This is a genomic window from Psychrobacillus sp. OK028, from assembly GCF_900103605.1.
Classification (GTDB): Bacteria; Bacillota; Bacilli; order Bacillales_A; family Planococcaceae; genus Psychrobacillus.
Map to the genome: position 1 here is coordinate 15,974 of NZ_FNHY01000013.1, position 20,996 is coordinate 36,969.

Sequence of the window (20,996 nt, forward strand, 5' to 3'; positions counted from 1 at the left end):
TATAAGTTAATTTACTTTTTTAGGGCCATTCCAGTACATCTCGCGTAAACGGAATTTTTGTAGTTTACCTGTAGCTGTTTTTGGTAACGCCTCTACAAATTCAATCGATTTTGGCGCTTTGAAATGGGACATGTTCGAACGACAGTAGTCGATTACTTCTTTTTCTGTAACTGTGCTTCCTTCATGAAGCACGATAATTGCCTTCGGAACTTCTCCCCACTTATCATCAGGTATAGCAATAACTGCAGCCTCTAAAATATCGGGATGTTTATATAGTACACCTTCAATTTCTGTGGAAGAAATGTTTTCTCCTCCAGAGATAATCATATCTTTTATTCTATCTTGGATTTCGATATAACCATCAGGATATGTTACAGCTAAGTCTCCTGTGTAGAACCAACCGTCTTTAATTGCTTCAGCTGTTCTTTCTGGATCCTTGTAATATCCATCCATGACTACATTTCCACGAGTGATAATTTCACCAAGTTCTTTCCCATTCCATGCAACTTCTTGTCCATCTTCTTGGTTAACTACTTTCGTTTCCCCATTAAAAGCAAGTTCAATTCCTTGTCTCGCTTTAATTGTAGCTTGTTCATCAGGTGATTTCGCATCGAATTCATTTTTCCATTCATTATATAGAATGAAAGGTGAAGTTTCAGTCAATCCATACACGTGAATCATATTTAATCCTAGAATTGCTTGTGCTTTCGCAATAAGTGCAGCTGCTGGAGGGGCTCCTGCAGTTGCCATTCGAGGATTTGTAGTAATTTTCATTTCTTTACTCGATGGTTCATTCACCAACATATTAACCACTGTCGGCGCACCACATAATAAGGATATTTGATGTTCTGTAAATAAATTCAAAATAAGTGGTGGATCAACTTTTCTTAAGCAAACATGCGTTGCGCCAGCCGCTGTAATCGCCCATACACCACCCCAACCATTAGCATGGAACATTGGTAAAGTATGAAGATATACATCATCATGCTTTACACTTAAATGATACATGAAATTGGCTGCATTCATGTAGTTTCCACGATGCGTTAGCATGACACCCTTAGGTTTAGATGTCGTACCACTCGTATAATTCAATGTCAGAAGCTGATTTTCATCAATTTCCGTTTTAGGTAAAGTAACATCTTCAGAATCTTGTTCGATAAATGTTTCATAATCTATACCGTTCAATGAATTCGTTTCCCCTTCAACAGAAACAACGATTACTTGATCAAAAGGTAAACGATCCCCAATTTCCTCAATAGGTCTAGTAAATTCTTCATCCACTATCAGCATTTTGGAGTCACTATGCTTTATGATATACTCCAGATCCTCTGCATTCAGTCGGTAGTTTAGAGGTACCAGTACAGCCCCTATTTGGCAAATTCCATAAAAGCTTTCTAGCATATAATGAGTGTTAGGTAGCATAACTGCGACATGATCGCCTTTTTGAATACCAGCTTTTAATAGTGCGGCAGATAACTTGTCAGCACGTTGTCCAAATTCTTTATATGTAAACTGTTTTTCTCCGTCAATAACTGCTACTTTTTGTGGATAATATTTAATCGCTCTTCTTTTCCAATCCAATGGTGTTAATGCAGCAAACATTCTATCCAACTCCCCTTTAGTAGACTAATTTGTTATATTGAGCTTTCTATTTGCTTAATCGAACCGAAAATGCCTTTTTCTATAAGCGATTTAATCATCTCACTATCTAAACCAAGTTCTTCTAGGATTTCATTGGTATGTGTTCCCGTTTGCACCCCCGCAAAACGGTACTCGCCTGGTTGTGTTGAAAACTTAATAGGAAAAGCTATTTGCTTTTGTATTCCTTCATCATATTTTGGTACAGAAACCACTAGCTCTCTTGCCTTTATATGTGGATGTTCTACAGCCTCTGAAAAATTTAATACCGGTTCCACACAGCCATTAAATCCATTTTTAAGAATACTATTCCATTCTTCTAATGTCTTTTCTTTAAAAGTTTTTATGAGCTTTTCTTTAAACGCTAAGTGATCCGCTCGATTCTCACTACTACTAAGTTTGAACAAAGCAGGATCCCCAAGTAATTCACAAAGCATTTTTTGAAACTGAGGTTCCAGGCTGCCTACAGATATATAACGATTGTCTCTCGTTTCATAATAATCATAAAAAGAGCCACCATTTAAAAGTAAAGATTCAGCAGTCGGTTCGATTCCGCCAACTAAAAAACTAGGTCCGTACAAAGCATTTAACGAAAACGATACATCCGTCAAACTAATATCAATATGCTGACCTTCTCCAGTTTTTTGTCGATTATACACAGCAGCTAATATTCCAATGACAGCTGGCATCGAACCTCCTGCAAGATCCGCTACTTGTACACCAGCAGGCACAGGCGTCTGACCTTTTCGGAAAGAATAACTGGAAACACCTGCTAAAGATAAATAGTTAATATCATGACCAGCCTGATTGCGAAGAGGACCTGTTTGTCCATAACCAGTAATAGAGCAGAAAATAATAGCTGGATTTATTTCTTTTAGCTTTTCATATCCAATTCCCAGTTTATCCATTACACCTGGTCGGAATTGTTCTACGACAATATCATAATCTTTTATTAATTGGTAGACGATTTCTATCGATTCTGGCAGTTTTAAATCTAGTGCCAATGAACGCTTAGATCGATTTAAGTGAGCAAAAGTAGCTGATACTTCTCCGTCCATTACGCCATCATATTTTAAGAAATCCTCTCGATTTGGTGCTTCTATTTTCAACACTTCTGCTCCCATATCAGCGAGCATCATCGTTGCAAATGGACCAGGCAACAAAGTAGAAAAATCTAATATTTTCAAACCTCTTAAGATCCCCATTTTTTCCCCCTTCATTCCTAATTTTTAAATTATTCTGACATATATCATTGTAACGAAAACATCTTGTACTTTCAATTAATGTTTGTACAATGTGCACTAATCAACTTAGAAGCTTCTTGTAAGTCAAAATGGAAGCAGAATTTCTCCCAGTCTTAATTCCTGCTTTTGGTTTACCTCCACAAGGGAGACAACATGAAGATGATGATGCTAAATTTATGGATTCAAATGACATGCCTATCTTTCTTTCTCACACTTACAAATAAGTTCATAGTAGTTATCGAATACCTGCAGATGTATTTGCAAATGTATCAAATAAAATAAAAAAGAAAAACACCGAATCAGTCGACTTACGACTGAACGATGTTTCTAAATGGTATTTTTTCACTATCTTTTCGGGGTAAAAATGGGGTATGGATATTTTTGCAGAAATTCTTCCCATTAAACAACCCATAATATTAATCAACAAACCCCTTCAAATCTTTCTTAATACATTTTCAAATACTGCTCACGTTCCCACGGATGTACAGCTGTACGGAACATATCCCATTCAATTTCTTTAGCTTCTACAAAGTTTGCATAAATATGTTCTCCTAGTGCACCGCGAATAGTTTCACTCTTCCCTAATTCTAGTAATGCAGCGTGTAAAGTCGGCGGAAGGTTATGAATACCGTTTTCGATACGTTCTTCTTCTGTCATTACGTAGATATTGCGGTCCACTGCTGGTGGTGGTGTTAATTTGTTTTTAATACCATCTAAACCAGCTTGTAGAATTACTGCCATCGCAAGGTATGGATTGGCTGCTGGGTCAACTGAGCGAACTTCAATGCGTGTACTTACGCCTCTTGATGAAGGTATACGGATTAACGGGCTTCTGTTTTGTCCAGACCACGCAACGTAACAAGGAGCTTCGTATCCTGGTACTAGGCGTTTGTATGAGTTTACTAATGGATTTGTAATAGCGGTAAAGTTTTGCACATGCTTTAGTACGCCAGCCATAAATTGCATAGCTGTTTCACTTAAACCAAGCTCCGTTGATTTATCATAAAATGCATTATCTTTTCCTTTAAACAAAGAAACATTAAAGTGCATTCCTGAACCACTCACACCAAACAGTGGTTTCGGCATAAATGTCGCATGCAAGCCGTGCTTACGAGCTATCGTTTTAACAACTAGTTTAAATGTTTGGATATTATCACATGCTGTTACTGCATCTGCATATTTAAAGTCAATCTCATGTTGACCTGGAGCTACCTCATGGTGAGATGCTTCAATTTCAAAGCCCATTTCTTCTAATTCTAGTACGATATCACGACGACAGTTTTCCCCTAAATCCATTGGTGCTAAGTCAAAGTAACCACCATGGTCATTCAGTTCAAGTGTCGGCTCGCCTCCTGCATCTAATTTGAATAAGAAGAATTCAGGTTCAGGTCCTAAGTTAAAGCTTGTAAAGGCTAACTCTTCCATTTCTTTTAAAATACGTTTTAAGTTATTACGCGGATCCCCTTCAAATGGTGTTCCATCTGCTTTATTTACATCACAGATCAGTCGAGCCACTTTTCCTTTACCCGTAATCCAAGGGAAAACTACCCATGTATTTAAATCAGGAACTAAGTACATATCTGATTCTTCAATTCGTACAAATCCTTCAATAGAAGAACCGTCGAACATCATTTTGTTATCGAGAGCTTTATCGAGCTGACTAACTGGAATTTCAACGTTTTTAATAGTTCCTAGTATGTCTGTAAATTGAAGACGAATAAAATTCACCTCGTGTTCAGTCACGAACTTTTTGATATCTTCTTTAGTATACTTACCCATTTTTCCACTCTCCTAATAATTTTATATTTGAACCTCGATTAGCGATAGAACCGAGATAGGTCCCCTTGTCGCAAAGAAGCTCGCTGATGTCTTTGAGCTAATTTCATCTCTTCTTTTACAATTGCTCGTAATTCTATGTCCGAAATCACTTTTCGAACATCTTTTGTAACCACAGGACTCTTTTTTAACTCAAAGATTTGTTTAATTCCTGCGATATTAACACCTGTTTTCAATAAATCCTTGATCTCCAACAATATATCAATATCATCTAGCGAAAACATGCGCTGCTTACCTTCAGTTCGTGCAGGGTGAACCAGTTCTTGCTCTTCATAGTAACGGATTTGCCTAGCTGTCAATCCAGTCAGCTGCATAACGATATTCATTGAAAGTAATGGCATCGAACGTCTCCATTCCTTTTCCATTACTGCACCCCCTCGTAGGTTATACATTTAGTATATGTCATGTTAACTAACATGTCAAGGCTATGTAAGGAAACCTAACAACAGTTTTAGATTAAACAAAACCATTTCTTATGACACAGAAATGGTTTTATCTATTTTTATTGTTTTATGGTTTGAACTGCTCCTAAAATGGCATATTTCACGTGTTCATACGTTAACCCACCTTGGATAAAAGCTGTATAAGGAGGACGGATTGGTCCATCAGCTGTTAGTTCCATACTCGATCCTTGTACGAATGTTCCAGCGGCCATAATAACATCGTCCTCATAACCTGGCATATATGCTGGTTCAGGCATGAACCGTGCATTAACCGGGGAATGCATTTGTATCGCCTGGCAAAATTGAATCATTTGACCGGCTGTTTGGAACGATACCGATTGGATTAAATCTGTGCGAGTTTCCGTATAGTGCGGCTCTGTAGTCATACCAACCTGCTCCAATAGAGCTGAAGTAAAAATAGCACCCTTTACTGCCTGGGATACAACATGGGGAGCAAGAAAAAATCCTTGGTACATATCCATCAATGCGTTTAAAGAAGCTCCCGCCTCTGCTCCTATACCCGGAGAAGTCATTCGGTAAGCACATTTTGTGACAAATTCCTCTTTCCCTGCAATATATCCTCCTATTTTAGCAAGACCACCGCCAGGATTTTTGATCAGTGAACCAGCCATTAAATCTACCCCTACATCCGTCGGCTCCAACTCTTCTACAAATTCACCATAGCAATTGTCTACAAAAATAATGGCATCCTCTTTAATACTTCTAATTTCTATAACCATTTGTTTGATCTGTTCAATTGTAAAGGAAGGACGTACTGCGTAGCCCTTTGAACGTTGGATGGCAATTACTTTCGTGCTGCTATTCACAACCTTTTTTACCGCGTCCCAATTGATGTCCCCATTTTCCAATAATTCTACATGTTTATATGTAATACCGAAGTCTGCAAGCGACCCTGTATCATTCTCTCCCCCACTAACAATCGACTGCAACGTATCATAAGGTTTACCCGTTATATAAAGTAATTCATCATTTGGTCTTAGTACCCCAAACAAACTAGTAGAAATCGCATGCGTACCGGAAATAATTTGAGGACGTACTAGCGCTGACTCTGATCCAAATGTCGTTGCGTATACTTTTTCTAATGTATCTCGACCTTCATCATCATAGCCATATCCAAATGACGGATGAAAATGATGGTCGCTAACTCCATGTTCCTTAAACGCTTGAATTACTTTTTGCTGATTTAAAAAAGCAATTTTTTCAACAAGTTTATGGTGATATGCTATTTTAGTTTCAACCTGTTCAGCAAGCTCCAATATTTCTTTTGATAATGTTGTTGTAAATGTCATGTTATATTCTCCTAATTTCAAATTACAAATAGAAAAGACTAATCTCAAAATTGAAATTAGCCCTTTGTCTATGTTGAATAAAGTTAAAACTGTACCTCGCCGTTCCAGTCCATCATACCACCAGCAATATTCGTTACGTCATAGCCATTTTCCTCTAGAATTTCACAGGCCATTGCACTACGGCCACCTGCTTTACATACTATGTAATGAGGGACTGATTTATCAAGCTGTTCCATACTGCTCTCAATTTGACCTAATGCAATATGCTTTGCTCCAGGGATCATGCCATTAGCTACTTCTTCACTTTCACGTACATCGATGATACTGATTTCTTCACCAGCGTCTAATTTTTGTAATAGCTGCTCTGTTGTAATAACATTCATATTAAACTCTCCACTTCCTGCGTATATTCTATAAAATCATAATAGGAGCGTTTCCATCTGTCAAACATTCCATATTATTCTTCAGTTAGTTTTACTGGTTTAGAAGGAGCAAATGTTGAAATTGCATGTTTATAGATCAACTGTTGTTTACCATCCGATTCGAAAAGGACGGTGAAGTTATCGTATGACTTCACTAGCCCCTTTAACTGAAAACCATTCAATAAAAATACGGTTACGAAAATATCGTTTTTTCTCAGCTGATTTAAATATAAATCTTGAATATTCATAGGTTTCATCCCAATACCCCCATTATACAATTTGCATGTTAAAAACATACTACGTTGTTAATATTCGCTTTAATTATTCATTTTCCTGCATAAATTCATTAATTTCTTTAATTATTCTTTCAGTTTCAGTAAACGGATTATACCAATGAATGTCCATTTTGTTTCTAAAGTACGTTAACTGTCTTTTTGCATACCTTCGAGAGTTTTGCTTTAGTTGATCAATTGCGTCTTCAAAGGAAACATCTCCATCCAAGTAGGCATATAATTCCTTATAGCCAATTGCTTGGATTGATTGGACATTTCGGATACCCTTACTATAAAGTGTTTTTACTTCCTCTATAAGCCCTTTTTCTAGCATAATGTCTACTCGGTGATTGATGCGATCGTATAACTGCTCACGATCAATGGACAAGCCAATAATATAATGGTGATAGACTTCTTCTTGGCCTTGGTTTTGTTCTATATCATTCTTTTGTTTCCCCGTAAGCTCTACTCGTTCAATCGCGCGAATCACACGCTGCACATTATTAGGATGAATATCCTTTGCGGCCTCTGGATCCAACGAATTCAACCGTTCAAATAAACTATCAGGAGTCATTCTTTCTAATTCCGCAAGTCTATTTTCATCACGATTCGGTTGTTCCGTAAATCTAAAGTCATACAAAACAGATTGAATATAAAGCCCAGTTCCTCCAACGATAATCGGAAGTTTGCCTCTTGATGTGATTTCTTCAATTTTACCTCGCACGAGTTTTTGATATTCCGCAACGGAAAAGCCTTCAGTTGGATCTTTAATATCTAGTAAGTGATGAGGAATTCCTTCCGTTTCCTCTTGTGTAATCTTTGCCGTTCCAATATGGAGTTCTCGATATACCTGCATGGAGTCTCCATTAATAATTTCGCCATTAAACGCTTTAGCCAATTGAATACTTAAAGCTGTTTTCCCAACAGCCGTCGGTCCGACTATCGCAATTACGTTTGCTGTTTTATGCATTATCTATCATCCAATTTGCAATTATTTCATATGTTTGAAGCTTGTTGACCTCGTTTAGAATTTCGTGTCTCGCATCCTGTACTAAATGAACAGTTACATTGGTCATGCCAACACTTTTAAGACCATTTGCGACTTTGAAGATGTCTTTCCCTTGTTTACCGACAGGATCCTTGGCGCCACTAATTACTAAAACGGGTAAATCTTTTTTTATATGATTGTTTTTTTTAGTTTGGTGAATTATTTTTAAACCGTCAAAGAGGTCTATAAAGAATAGATTTGTTGGGATTATCCCACAATGTGGATCATCTATATATTTTTGAACTTCTTTTTCATCTGTTGAAAGCCAGTCAAAAGGTGTTTTTGGATTTGATATTTGTTTATTGAACCCACCAAAAGTCATGTTATTTATCAACGTAGCTTTGGCCTTGGGACTTTTAACTGCAGAGGTAAATTTACTGATAAGTTTACCCGCTCCTCCCATTACTCCTGGACTAAAGGTAGTTCCAGAAAGGACGACTTCGTTCAAAGAATCACTATACTTCTGCATATATCTACGTGCAACGAATGAACCCATGCTGTGTCCAAACAAAATTAGCGGACTATCTCCTAAATTTTCACGTACATGAAGTAAAACTTCACGTACATCCTCGGTAACTCGTTCAAATCCTAACTTATCTGCAAAATATCCAAATTGCCCATTTTTTTCAGCTGTCAAACCATGCCCACGGTGATCGTGGCCAGTAACGACAAATCCTTTAGACATTAAAAAGGTAGCGAAATCTTCATAACGACTGATATGCTCTTCCATGCCATGGAGAAGATGTACATGACCAATCGGTGGTGTATCTGGAGAAAATTTAACGATATGAATCAAATGCTCATCTGACATTTTGCCTTCTAAGATAGTTTTCAGCTTAATCCCTACTTTCGTTTAATGTAGCTTCTATCAAAAGTATATCAAGTTGGTTTTTAAATGTAGTTGTTTGTACATCAGAGTATTGGAGTAGTTGCTTCATCAGATTTACTATTTCATCTTTATATTCTTTAAAATGCTGTATATCAAAATAAAGCATACCTGTTCTTCTTACTAAAACATCGACAGGAGAATAGGCCATTTCTTCATGTACTGCGTAATAAATTTGAGCAAGTAAAGCTAAGGGTAAGCTAGACGAGGTTGTTGATAGGATTTGTGCATATTGAAAAATTTTATCGACATTCGTTCCATACCGTTTAGCCAGCTTTCTTCCTTCTAATGTAGAAAGTCCGTAAGCGAGTGCCATTTGTTCTTTCTGATTAAGAAATGCATCCCATTGTTTAGACCCTCCAATATCTCCACCAGATAAGGTTAAATGCTTTGTCACACACGGTCCGTATTTTTCATCCCCTAGCTGTTTGGAAATTCTATCTACAATAGTTTCAGCCATTTTGCGATACCCTGTTAGTTTACCTCCAGCAATTGTAAATAAACCTGCTTCTGACTGCCAAATCTCATCTTTTCGAGAAATTTCTGATGGATCTTTTCCGTCCTCATATATTAATGGACGAACACCCGCCCAAGTGGACTCTACTTGGGCAGCAGTAACATGAACTAAAGGAAACATTGAATGGATCGCCTGGATTAGATAATTTACATCTTCCGGAGTGGCTACAGGGTGCTGAATATCACCCTCAAAGAATGTATCCGTTGTTCCTACATAAGTTTTCCCATCTCGCGGGATCGCAAAAATCATTCTCTTATCCGGTGTATCAAAATAGACAGCCTGCTTAAGTGGAAAAACCGATTGATCGATAACAATATGCACACCCTTTGTGAGCTTGAGTTTTTTATTGTTTTCAAGGGCATCTAAAGCACGAACTCCATCCACCCAGGGTCCAGTAGCATTGACTACTTTTTTGGCATGTATGGAAATTCGTTTATTACTTATTGTATCCACAACCTCTGCTCCCATTACCTGATTATCATCGCCATAAATAAAGGAACGTGCTTTAGCGTAGTTTAAGCATACCGCCCCTTTTTCCATTGCTTTTTTGAGAACTTCAATCGTTAGTCGGGCATCGTCTGTTTGGTATTCAACGTAGTATCCCCCTCCTAGTAAACCTTTGCTTTTTAAAAGCGGTTCTTTTTCAAGTGTCTCTTTGTCAGAAAGCATTAGTCTTCTTTCATTCTTCTTCACACCAGCTAAAAAGTCATACATCTTCAAGCCAGCAGATGTAGTAAGAGGTCCAAATGTACCCTTTTTATGAAACGGAAGTAACATCCATATTGGTTCAGTCACATGAACTGCATTTTCATACACAATTTCTCTTTCTCTCCCGACATCCGCAACCATTTTCACTTCGAGTTGCTTTAAATATCGCAAACCACCATGCACAAGCTTCGTGGAACGACTTGAAGTTCCTGCAGCAAAATCCTGCATATCCACTAAAGCGACAGACATTCCACGGGTTACAGCATCAAGTGCAATTCCCGCACCGGTGATACCTCCACCTATTACGAGCACGTCGAATTCAAAATAATTTAGTGTATTTACTATTTGCTCACGTTCTACAGAAGACTTCAATTATTCCACCTCTTCGTCTGAAAGTTTGAAAATACGTGTTGCTTCGACTGCTTTTTTCCAACCTTTATATAGTTGATCACTTTTCGCAATTTCCATTTTTGGCTCATATCGCTTTTGACTTTCACGCAAGTTGGATAATTCTTGTGAATCCTTCCAGAAGCCAGTAGCTAAACCCGCTAAGAAAGCAGCTCCTAAGGCTGTTGTTTCGTTAAGCTTGGCTAGTTCTACGGGCAAATTTAATAGATCGCTTTGGAACTGCATTAGAAATTCATTACTTACCGCTCCACCATCTACTCTTAATGTCTCTACATCTACCCCAGAATCTTTTTCCATCGTTTCAAGAACGTCTTTTGTTTGATAAGCAAGGGATTCTATTGTGGCACGGATGAAATGCTCTTTTGTCGTTCCTCTTGTTAATCCAAAAATTGAACCCTTCGCTTCGGAATCCCAATAAGGCGTTCCAAGTCCAACAAAAGCAGGTACAAAATAGACACCTTCTGTAGATTCAACTTTTTTTGCATACCCCTCTGATTCAGGAGCACTCTTTATCATACGCAGTCCATCACGAAGCCACTGAATCGCAGAGCCAGCAACGAAAATACTTCCCTCTAACGCATAGGTAACTTTACCATCTATACCCCATGCAATAGTCGTTAATAAACCAGACGGAGAAGCAACCGCCTCTTCTCCAGTATTTAATAGCATAAAGCACCCGGTACCATACGTGTTTTTAGCCATACCTTTCTCAAAACAGCATTGCCCAAATAGTGCAGCCTGTTGGTCACCCGCTGCCCCGGCAATATCTATTTCCTTCCCAAAGAAAACAGATGGATCGGTTTTTGCGTATATTTCAGATGATGATGCTACTTTTGGTAGCATTTGCATTGGAATAGAAAGTTTCTCACAAATCTCTTCATCCCACTTTTGTTCATATATATTGTAAAGCATCGTCCTAGAAGCATTGGAATAATCCGTCACATGAACCTTTCCATTGGAAAGCTTCCATATTAACCACGTATCAATCGTTCCAAACAGGAGATCACCGGCTTCTGCTTGCTCTTTCGCACCATCAACGTTATCCAATATCCACTTTACTTTAGTTGCAGAAAAGTACGGGTCTAATTTCAGGCCAGTTTTCTCTTGAAAGAATAATTGCAAATCATCTTTTTTAAGTTCATCAATAATTGATTGAGTTTGTCTGGACTGCCAAACAATCGCATTATACACAGGCTTTCCTGTATGTTTATTCCACACGACTGTGGTTTCTCTTTGGTTCGTAATCCCAATAGCATGGACATCCTCGGGTTGGTTTCCACTTTCCGTCAGAACTGCTGCCAGCACAGATAATACGGAGCCCCAAATTTCTTTCGCATCATGCTCCACCCATCCTGATTTAGGAAAATATTGTTTAAATTCTCGTTGAGCAGAGTGAACAATATTACCGAGCTTATCAAAAAGTATTGCTCTAGAGCTAGTCGTTCCTTGGTCGATCGATAAAATAAATTTACCCATTTCCGTTTCCTCCTACATAACTCGTTTAAACATTTTCTCAATCTCATAAGTCGAAAAATGTACGATTACTGGTCTACCATGTGGACAGGTTAGAGGATGCTGTGCATTTTTTAAGCTTTCTAACAGCTGCTCCATATCGTTCATCGTTAAATAATGATTTGCTTTAATAGAAAGCTTACAGCTCATCATAATAGCAGCATCTTCTCTAAGTTTTTTAATATCTGTTTTACGGTTATTCAATACCTGTTCGATTAGACCTTCAATTATCTTCGTCTCTTGGTCTTTAGGAAACCATGTAGGGTAATCTCTTACAACAAAGCTAGAAGTACCAAACTCCTCTAAAAATATTCCTACCTCATTTAATTCATGTATAGACTCTTTTATACGGTAAGCCTCGTCTAAAGAATAGTGAAAAGTCAATGGAAGCAAAAGCGATTGTCGTTCATTTGCATTAACCTCCCCTATCTTCTCCTTGTAAAACTCGTACTTTATACGTTCCTGAGCAGCATGCTGGTCTATTAAATAAAACCCATCATCACTTTGAGCAACAATATAAGTACCATGTATTTGACCTACCACATGTAAATCAGGAAATGGCTTTTTATTCTCCACATTTTCGGTGGATTGCGTATCGAAATCCGTCAATAACTCTACCTCTTCATATACGATACTAGGCTGTTCTTCAAGTGGTTTATGAGTTGGTTCGATTGTCTCAACATTATTGATTGATGTAATGGGATCCTTTTGAACTGGCTCATAAGTTTGTTTAAAGAAATCAAACTGCACACTTGGCTGCTTCTTAATAACTGGTTTATCTATAATTTCTGGTGGTTTCTGCACACGATGCATGATCGAACGGATTGTTAAACGAATCATTTCCATCAGTTCTTTTTCTTTACTAAGTCGTATTTGATGCTTAGCAGGATGAACATTGACGTCCGTTAGTATTGGATCCATTTCAATATTTAAGACGACAATCGGATATCTACCTATCGGCAACAAAGTATGGTATGCATCAACTATTGCATTATTTATCCCGTAGTGTTTAACCCAACGACCATTCACTAAAACAGTAATATAATTTTTCGATGCTCTTGTTATTTCCGGTAATGTTCCAAAACCCGATATATGAAAATCAGATGTTTCCTTATCGAAGGCTACCATTTTTTTCACGTTAGAGATTCCATAAATGGAAGCCAAAACTTGTTTAAGGTCGCCTCTTCCACTTGTCTGCACAATGGTTTGCTGATTATGTGTTAGCTTAAACGCAATACTTGGATAACTAATGGCTAAACGGTTTATCAAGTCAATGGTATGACCTAACTCTGTTTGAATCGTTTTCAAATATTTTAACCGAGCTGGCGTATTATAAAATAGCTGGCTTACGACAATATCAGTTCCTCTTCGTATCGGGCCAGGGGTATTGGATAATACCCTTCCACCTTCTAGCTCTACTTTTGTCCCAATATTTTCACCATTTGATGTCCAGAGGCTAATTTTCGATACGGAGGCAATACTTGCAAGCGCCTCTCCTCTAAAACCTAATGAACGTATTCTGAAAAGATCATGCTCCGTAGTGATTTTTGAAGTCGCATGTCTAGAGAAGGATTTGATCGCATCCTCCTCGTCCATTCCTTTTCCATTATCAGTTACTTGAATTTTAGACAGCCCGGCTTCTTCTAGTGTAATTTCAATCGAAGTGCTTTCCGCATCTATTGCATTTTCTACCAATTCTTTCACAACAGAAGCTGGCCGTTCCACCACTTCACCTGCTGCAATTTTGTTGGATAACAGTTCGTCCATTAATATTATTTGTCCCACTTTATCCACCTACTTTTGGGTTATTCTATCTCTTTTTGCAGCTCGTATAATAGCTGCAATGCTTCTAATGGAGTTGTACCTGATATATTGACTTTCTTTAACTTCTTCATTATTTTTTCTGATGACTCGTTTTCTTGGACAACAATTGGTTCTTTCTGTACCTTAGGTTGATCATCAAAGAACGATAATTGTGTTTCACTCACGTTTACAGCATTATCTTCCTTCTCATCCTGATGCTCGAAAGTCTCCAAAATTTCACGTGCTCTCGTAATAATTTGTTCAGGCAATTGGGCTAGCTCTGCAACATGGATACCATAGCTCTTATCCGCTGGACCATCTTTAAGCTTGTGTAAAAAGACAACTTTGCCATCTTTTTCAGTTGCTGCAACATGTACATTTCGAAGCTTCGGTAGCGAATCCTCTAAATCCGTTAGCTCATGATAATGTGTAGAGAACAGCGTATTTGCCCCTATATTTTCATGAATATATTCCATCATCGCCTGAGCCAAACTCATACCATCATAAGTGGAGGTACCACGTCCAATTTCATCAAATAAAAGCAAGCTTTTACTTGTAGCATTCATAATCGCATGCTGTGATTCCATCATTTCAATCATGAATGTACTCTGGCCGCCCGCCAAATCATCTGCTGCACCAATTCGTGTAAATATTTTATCGACTATTGGTAGCTTCGCAGATTCAGCAGGTACATAGCACCCAATTTGTGCCATTACAGTTGTGATCGCTATTTGTCGCATAAAAGTACTTTTACCGGACATATTAGGGCCAGTAATTAGAAGCATATTAATATCTTCTGTAAGTACACAATCGTTTGGTACATACAACTGATTGTTCATCATTTTCTCCACAACTGGATGTCTACCCTCTTTAATAATCATGGCATTAGAATCATGGAAAATAGGCTTTGTCAAACGGTGGTTTTCAGCAACTTGAGCAAATGAAATAAATACATCTAGCTCACTTATTTGTTTTGCTAATTTTTGAACAAGCGGGATATAAGACTTAATGTCTTCTCTAACTTGTGTAAATAATTCATATTCTAGCACTTGACTTTCATCTTCTGCTGATAAAATAAGGGATTCCTTTTCTTTCAGTTCATCCGTAATATATCGTTCTGCGTTCGCTAGCGTTTGTTTACGAACATATCTAGACTCATCTGCTAAATGGATATTCGATTTTGTTAGCTCGATATAGTAACCAAAAATTCGGTTATAGCCTATTTTTAAGTTTTTAGCACCTGTAATTTCTCTTTCCCTTTGTTCAAGTTCTGCAATCCATTTTTTTCCGTTAACTGATGCATCACGAAGCTGGTCCAATCTTTCATGGTAACCGTTTTTAATCACACCACCGTCTTTAACAGAAATTGGAGGGTTTTCACTAATTGCTTCTTGTAACTTTCTCCAAATGTCTTCACAATCCTCTAAAGCAGTTCCAAGTTTTTGCAACACTTGATCTTGTGAGGAATTGAGTAGCTGTTTTATTATAGGTACCTTCGAAAGTGATAGTCTTAGCTGGGCAAGGTCTCTTCCGCCAGCACTACCAAATCCAATTCTACCTACAAGCCGTTCTAAGTCATACACTTCCTTAAAAGCTTCTTTAATCTCTTCACGAAGCATAAAGTCATTCAGAAAACTTGTTACTATTTCTTGTCGAGCCTCGATGGATAGTTTGTTTGCAAGAGGCTGATGAATCCATTGTTTTAACTTTCGTCCGCCCATTGCAGTTACTGTTTCATCCAGTAACCATAATAATGTCCCTTTTTGGTCCCCGCTTCGAATAGATGAAATAAGTTCTAAATTTCTTTTAGAATGATAGTCCATCGCTAAAAAGGTTTCTCTTTGTTGAAAGGTGAAAGGCTGAATATGTAATAGGGATTGTTTTTGCGTTTTTTGAATGTACTGTAATAGCCGTTTCACTGTTTGATGCGTTTTATCAGGATGATTCGGAACGTACTTGTGAATCTCATCATCTGATAACTCATCTTTTTCGATGGAAACAGTAAAGTCGTGAATGGCAGATAAATCATTGATCAACACATACATTTGTTCACTGACAATCAGTTCTTTTGCCTGAATCGCAAGCAATTCCTGTACTACCTCTTTTTCGTCGCCAGTTAAAATAGTCGTAAAGCCATCACCCGTTGATACATCTAAATAAGCAAAAGCGACTTCATTTGTAGCAAGCAAATCAGCGGAAGCAATAAAATAATTTGACTTCGTTTGCATAGCTTTTCCTTCTATTATAGTACCAGGCGTAACGAGACGAACAACCTCTCTTTTAACTACACCCTTTGCAACTTTTGGATCCTCTACTTGCTCGCAAATAGCGACTTTGTAGCCCTTGCTAATAAGTGTTTCTATATACCCTTGGGCAGAATGATGAGGTACTCCACACATCGGAATACCATCCTTCCTACTTGTCAGCGTAATTTCTAAGATCGCAGCTGCTTTAATAGCATCTTCATGAAATAATTCATAAAAATCACCTAAACGAAAAAATAGAAATGCATCTATGTAGTCTTTTTTAATTTTTAAGTATTGTTGCATCATTGGAGTTTGTGTAGTCATTTAAATCCTTCTCTCTTCTTACTAATATAATGATTATAACAAAAAAACAATGAGAAAAGAGGCAGATGACCTTATTTAGATAGCGCAATGGGATTCTATTTAAGGAAAATAAAATGCACTCTGAATAGGTGACCTAATTCAGGGTGCATTTTATATTTACTTTTTAATTTGATTTTTATTAAATGTTTCCTTGTCAGCACGTTTGAAATCTTTTGGATATATAACTTCCTGCATTGAAGTCAATCCATTATCTTTTGTATTGAACTTCTCATGGGGTTGCTTACGTTCCTTCATGGTGAACACTCCTCTCGTTTTTATCTTTATTAGTTTTTCCTGTATAACGAGAGATATTCAATTTGTTATATAATAGAATAAATTTCATAAAGGCATATTAAAAAGTGAAATCCAACAACGTTGATTTCCGCGGGCACGGCTTCAATCTCCTCGTCTCTGCGTTCCTTCGGGGCTTTCAGCTCGCGCTGTTCCCGCTAGAGTCGCCGCCTTCCGCTCCAATCCTCAAGACTATCTAATTAATTCAATTATAAAAATCATCTTTTAATTGTTTTTAGACCAAAAAAAAAAGCCGGAAGTAATAGCCGGCTTTTTAAAGTGACGAAGAATCTTCTGCTTCTTTGGAAGAACCAATGGATCCCGAAGAACTGGATGACGAGCTAGATGAACTAGATGAGCTTTCTTCCCCATATGCCCATTCTTCTTCAAATTCTGCTTCATGTACTTGAATGCATATAGTTGTTTCCCCTACAACTTCAACTAGTATCTCTCTTTCTACGGTTACCTGGAATTGCGTACCTCCTGAAATGATAATTGCCTCTGTACAATTTGGTTGCTGTAGTACACGAACATGTACTTCTTCCCCAGTAGTATCTTTATCGCGGTAATGTAGTTTGATACGATCCTTATAATTGATCGTTTCTGTAAAAACGGACGTTTTAGAATGGTCATGATGTGCATACCAAACGTTTATATCAAATTTTCCAGTTATCTCTACGTATCTACCGTGTTTTTTAGACGAACATGTGTGATTAATAACCCAGCATCCTAAAATACTAGATGGTGTATTTGGCGGGCGAAGAACTTCACAGGATTCCGTTCTCTTTTTTCCTTTAGCAACAACAGCTTTCGTCACGATATGGCGCAAGTGTTTCATTTTCTTCCTCCTTGTAATCAAGTCATAACATCATATGCGCCCATCGCCCAATCGGTTCATATAGTTACAAAAGTTGTGTAGACTTTAGAGGAAGAAATAATAACTATTGCGATTTTTGTCACTTCTTGGTGCTACCTATTCTTATATTTGGCCATCTAGACTGCCAGTTTTTTCTCTGAATACGTTGCTCATAAACTGCTAACAGATCTTTATTTGTTGCAAAACGAGGAATTGGATTTACGGTCATTCGCAAGAGGTCGGTTAAACCGTGCGGGGCTACGAGTACAATCTCATTCTGTTCATCCAGTTTCACCCCGACAGACGTCACAGTTTCAGGAAAATTGGCTATCCCCTCCACTGAGGATTTATATGGAGGCAGATTATTTATCTTATGCATTCTGGCTTGGTTTTTTACTGACCACGGGATATTCGGCATCAAGCTCTGTAAATGATTCTCCCACTTTTTCTCCTCTGACACTTCTATATTTTCTGGATTAAAATAAATAACATCGATATCCTCTAAAGGGGTTCTTTCTAAATATCCATGTATTGTATCCCAAATTTTAGAGCGGACAAATCCTGCACATATCCACCAGTCTGGAAGATTTAATTGTTGAGCTGCTTTTAATATATCTATCATCCATTTATCTTCAAGTATTAAAGATTTTATATCTTCTTTTGTTTGTATATCCACTTACCCCACTTCTCCTTATCCTCTCGAGAACATTAATCTCCAACCTATCAAAATACTTATTAACAATATAACGGCATATACCGGCAAACCATAAGGAATGATTAAAGCCACGGCATGTATTGCTGCCATTAATCCTACCATGAGCATGCTACCGAATACTTTAAAAAACGCATTAGTTTGTGTATGCTCATGCGAGCTAATAAAAGGGAATTTCCCCTTACTAAAAATCCCATAAGATACTAGCGTTAACATAATTGCAGCTAACAGCACGACGACTAAGTCCAGAAAAATTCGGAAAGAAAATATCCAAAAAAATATGACACTTAGCAACGTTAAAATAGGAATAAAATAATTCACAATGCTTGCCTTTAGTGTTGCACTATATACAATTGATTTATTTTTAATAGGAGCTGCGTAAAAAATCCATTGTCCTTTATAATTACCAGAGTACTCCAACATTTGAACAACGGATGGAATCATAATTAGCGAAAAATATATGACCATATAAGAACTTCCAATTTTCATTTCCTCAAAGGAACCAGAACTTAACGAATTGAATAAAAAGATAAATGGAAAAATAATCGAAAAACCTAGTATGGGAAATATTTTTAGCTTTAATTCCCTTTCTTCTTTTAGCATAAGGGAAGCAAACTTGTAAAAGGTGCGCTCCTCTTTAGTTCTGCATAAAATTCTTGCCCAAATTCCCTGTACCATATGGTTTCGCTTTTTCGTTCTATTTGTATCACTTTGTAATTTAGATAGATTTCTCTCAAAAGTTGGCATAAGACGAATATAAATCATGATCGCAACGATTGGAGCTAGAATTGCAAGAAAGGATAGTATAATTATATACAAGGAATAATCTCTATTTAAGACCAATTCAAAAGGAGCTGCAAACCAAAATGGGGGTAGTAACGTATGCCACCAGGCAAAAGTGTACGAAATTTCAATATTAACTATTTGAAACACGCGTCCCACTAATTGATAACTTACCGCCATTCCAATGGCTAAGAAAATTTGCACATAGTTAATAATATCCTTTAGCATTTCACCACTAAAGAAACGAAGGATAAATAGATACACAAAGGCAGTCAACACTACTGCCAAACTACTAACTAATAATATTTCTATGAAAAACAAGAGTGCAAAGATAATACCAAACTTAAACACACTTACAATAAGCGGGATAGTTACAAACGAACCAGTTAAAAGAACCATATAAATCATTATATGTGTAATCTTTGCTGCATTTAATGTCTTTTCACTAATAGGTTTGGGGTGAAGTATATTTTTATCCCGTATATCTAGCAGAACAGCAGAAAAATCCGAAACCATCGACGTCATTAAAATGATAAACAAGGAGCTAAACATGATAGTAAGCGAGAATAAAAATTCATTACCTAAAAAAAGAAAAGGAACTAAAAAGAGGATTCCAAATAACCCGTACATCCATAAGGATTTAAGAAACTGGTTTCCTTCCTTTTTAATATTTGAACCGCTAAAGATTGCTGGCATCCTTCTACTATCCATCGTCAGCTTTAACTGTATAATTTTTCGCATCACATCATAGTCTATATTTAACTTTTGATAGACAGGTTTAAAACGATCCAGAACTCTAAGTGACGCAAAATTATTCATAGTCACTGCCTCCACGAACTAAATTCACAAACCTATCCGCAATTTCCACATGCTCGTTAAAACCAGTCAACTGATTGAAGATGCCTTCTAAAGATCCTTCCTCGTTTTGCATTTTCAGTTCTTCAAAAGTTCCATCTGCCACTACTTGACCATTAACTAATAATACAATTCGGTTACTGATTTTCTCTACGACATCCATAATATGAGAAGAATAAAAAATGGTCTTCCCTTGTTCTGCAAGTTTTGCAAGTATCTCTTTAATAACCATCACACTGTTCGCATCTAAACCAGATAGCGGTTCATCGAAAAACAATAAATCCGGGTCATGTAACAAACTCGAAATGATTAATACCTTCTGCTTCATCCCTTTGGAAAAAGAGGAAATTCGTTGGTGAAATACCGCTTCTAAACCAAATTCCTGCATCAAACCGAATGCCTTTTGCTCTGCTTCCCCACTACTTAATCCGTAAAGCTCCCCTGTGAAAGTTAGATATTCGAAAGCGGTTAAATTTTCATAAAGCTCCGCCGTTTCAGGCACATAGCCAATTCGCTTTTTATAGGAATAATCACCTTTGATAATATTTTCCCCAAAGATTTCTATAAGGCCAGTATAGCCATCAATTAGACCAAGCATCAATTTCACTGTTGTGCTTTTCCCTGCTCCATTTGGCCCGATATATCCAATAATTTGTCCTTCATATACATCTAGATTGATCCCATTTAGCACTTGTTTATTTCCAAAGCTTTTAGAAACACCTATCAATGACAACACTTTCTTTGCGCTCATTTGAATTTCCCCCTATGTATAAATCACTCTCAAGTTCTAAATATTTACATTTATATTTTATCATACCAATAGTCTCGTTATTCCATAATTTT

18 protein-coding genes are annotated in these 20,996 nt (G+C 37.3%); all 18 read right to left on the bottom strand.

The window, feature by feature from the left end:
* Nucleotides 1–6: 6 nt before the first annotated feature.
* A complete protein-coding gene (locus BLR36_RS17515; RefSeq protein ID WP_093063030.1) occupies nt 7–1,602 on the bottom strand; it encodes a long-chain-fatty-acid--CoA ligase in 1,596 nt (531 codons plus the stop codon).
* Between the two features lie 32 nt (nt 1,603–1,634).
* Nucleotides 1,635–2,843 carry a CaiB/BaiF CoA transferase family protein gene (locus tag BLR36_RS17520; protein WP_093063031.1) on the bottom strand — a complete coding sequence of 403 codons (1,209 nt, stop codon included), beginning with the start codon at nt 2,841–2,843 and terminating at the stop codon, nt 1,635–1,637.
* Nucleotides 2,844–3,326: 483 nt separating this feature from the next.
* Nucleotides 3,327–4,661: a type I glutamate--ammonia ligase gene (gene glnA, locus BLR36_RS17525; RefSeq protein ID WP_093063032.1), complete on the bottom strand. Its 1,335-nt coding sequence runs from the start codon at nt 4,659–4,661 to the stop codon at nt 3,327–3,329.
* Nucleotides 4,662–4,699: 38 nt separating this feature from the next.
* Nucleotides 4,700–5,083 carry a MerR family transcriptional regulator gene (locus tag BLR36_RS17530; RefSeq protein ID WP_093063033.1) on the bottom strand — a complete coding sequence of 128 codons (384 nt, stop codon included), beginning with the start codon at nt 5,081–5,083 and terminating at the stop codon, nt 4,700–4,702.
* Between the two features lie 137 nt (nt 5,084–5,220).
* Complete coding sequence (locus BLR36_RS17535) at nt 5,221–6,471, bottom strand: methionine gamma-lyase family protein (protein WP_093063034.1); 1,251 nt, start codon at nt 6,469–6,471, stop codon at nt 5,221–5,223.
* An 83-nt stretch (nt 6,472–6,554) separates the two neighbouring features.
* Nucleotides 6,555–6,854 (bottom strand): rhodanese-like domain-containing protein, encoded by a 300-nt coding sequence (locus tag BLR36_RS17540; protein ID WP_093063035.1) that lies wholly within the window; start codon nt 6,852–6,854, stop codon nt 6,555–6,557.
* Between the two features lie 74 nt (nt 6,855–6,928).
* Nucleotides 6,929–7,150 (bottom strand): RNA chaperone Hfq, encoded by a 222-nt coding sequence (gene hfq, locus BLR36_RS17545; RefSeq protein WP_090561914.1) that lies wholly within the window; start codon nt 7,148–7,150, stop codon nt 6,929–6,931.
* 64 nt (nt 7,151–7,214) lie between these two features.
* Nucleotides 7,215–8,135, bottom strand: coding sequence for a tRNA (adenosine(37)-N6)-dimethylallyltransferase MiaA (gene miaA / locus BLR36_RS17550; protein WP_093063036.1), 921 nt, complete (start codon nt 8,133–8,135; stop codon nt 7,215–7,217).
* Complete coding sequence (locus BLR36_RS17555) at nt 8,128–9,024, bottom strand: alpha/beta fold hydrolase (RefSeq protein WP_093063037.1); 897 nt, start codon at nt 9,022–9,024, stop codon at nt 8,128–8,130. Before BLR36_RS17555 ends, miaA begins: the two co-directional genes overlap by 8 nt.
* Before the next feature lie 25 nt (nt 9,025–9,049).
* Nucleotides 9,050–10,696 (bottom strand): glycerol-3-phosphate dehydrogenase/oxidase, encoded by a 1,647-nt coding sequence (locus BLR36_RS17560; protein WP_093063038.1) that lies wholly within the window; start codon nt 10,694–10,696, stop codon nt 9,050–9,052.
* Nucleotides 10,697–12,208 (bottom strand): glycerol kinase GlpK, encoded by a 1,512-nt coding sequence (glpK, locus tag BLR36_RS17565; protein ID WP_093063039.1) that lies wholly within the window; start codon nt 12,206–12,208, stop codon nt 10,697–10,699.
* A 12-nt stretch (nt 12,209–12,220) separates the two neighbouring features.
* Nucleotides 12,221–14,029 carry a DNA mismatch repair endonuclease MutL gene (gene mutL / locus BLR36_RS17570; protein WP_093063040.1) on the bottom strand — a complete coding sequence of 603 codons (1,809 nt, stop codon included), beginning with the start codon at nt 14,027–14,029 and terminating at the stop codon, nt 12,221–12,223.
* A gap of 20 nt (nt 14,030–14,049) precedes the next feature.
* Nucleotides 14,050–16,617 (bottom strand): DNA mismatch repair protein MutS, encoded by a 2,568-nt coding sequence (mutS, locus tag BLR36_RS17575; RefSeq protein WP_093063041.1) that lies wholly within the window; start codon nt 16,615–16,617, stop codon nt 14,050–14,052.
* 156 nt (nt 16,618–16,773) lie between these two features.
* Nucleotides 16,774–16,911 (bottom strand): YfhE family protein, encoded by a 138-nt coding sequence (locus BLR36_RS18635; RefSeq protein ID WP_139185119.1) that lies wholly within the window; start codon nt 16,909–16,911, stop codon nt 16,774–16,776.
* A gap of 310 nt (nt 16,912–17,221) precedes the next feature.
* Entirely contained in the window at nt 17,222–17,785 is a 564-nt protein-coding gene (gene cotE, locus BLR36_RS17580) for an outer spore coat protein CotE (protein WP_093063042.1), read from the bottom strand.
* Between the two features lie 118 nt (nt 17,786–17,903).
* Complete coding sequence (locus BLR36_RS17585) at nt 17,904–18,479, bottom strand: nucleotidyltransferase family protein (RefSeq protein WP_093063043.1); 576 nt, start codon at nt 18,477–18,479, stop codon at nt 17,904–17,906.
* A gap of 15 nt (nt 18,480–18,494) precedes the next feature.
* The gene (locus BLR36_RS17590; protein ID WP_093063044.1) at nt 18,495–20,117 is read right to left on the bottom strand and encodes a hypothetical protein; all 1,623 of its coding nucleotides are present in this window, start codon (nt 20,115–20,117) and stop codon (nt 18,495–18,497) included.
* Nucleotides 20,110–20,904: an ABC transporter ATP-binding protein gene (locus BLR36_RS17595; RefSeq protein WP_093063045.1), complete on the bottom strand. Its 795-nt coding sequence runs from the start codon at nt 20,902–20,904 to the stop codon at nt 20,110–20,112. Before BLR36_RS17595 ends, BLR36_RS17590 begins: the two co-directional genes overlap by 8 nt.
* Nucleotides 20,905–20,996 lie beyond the last annotated feature (92 nt).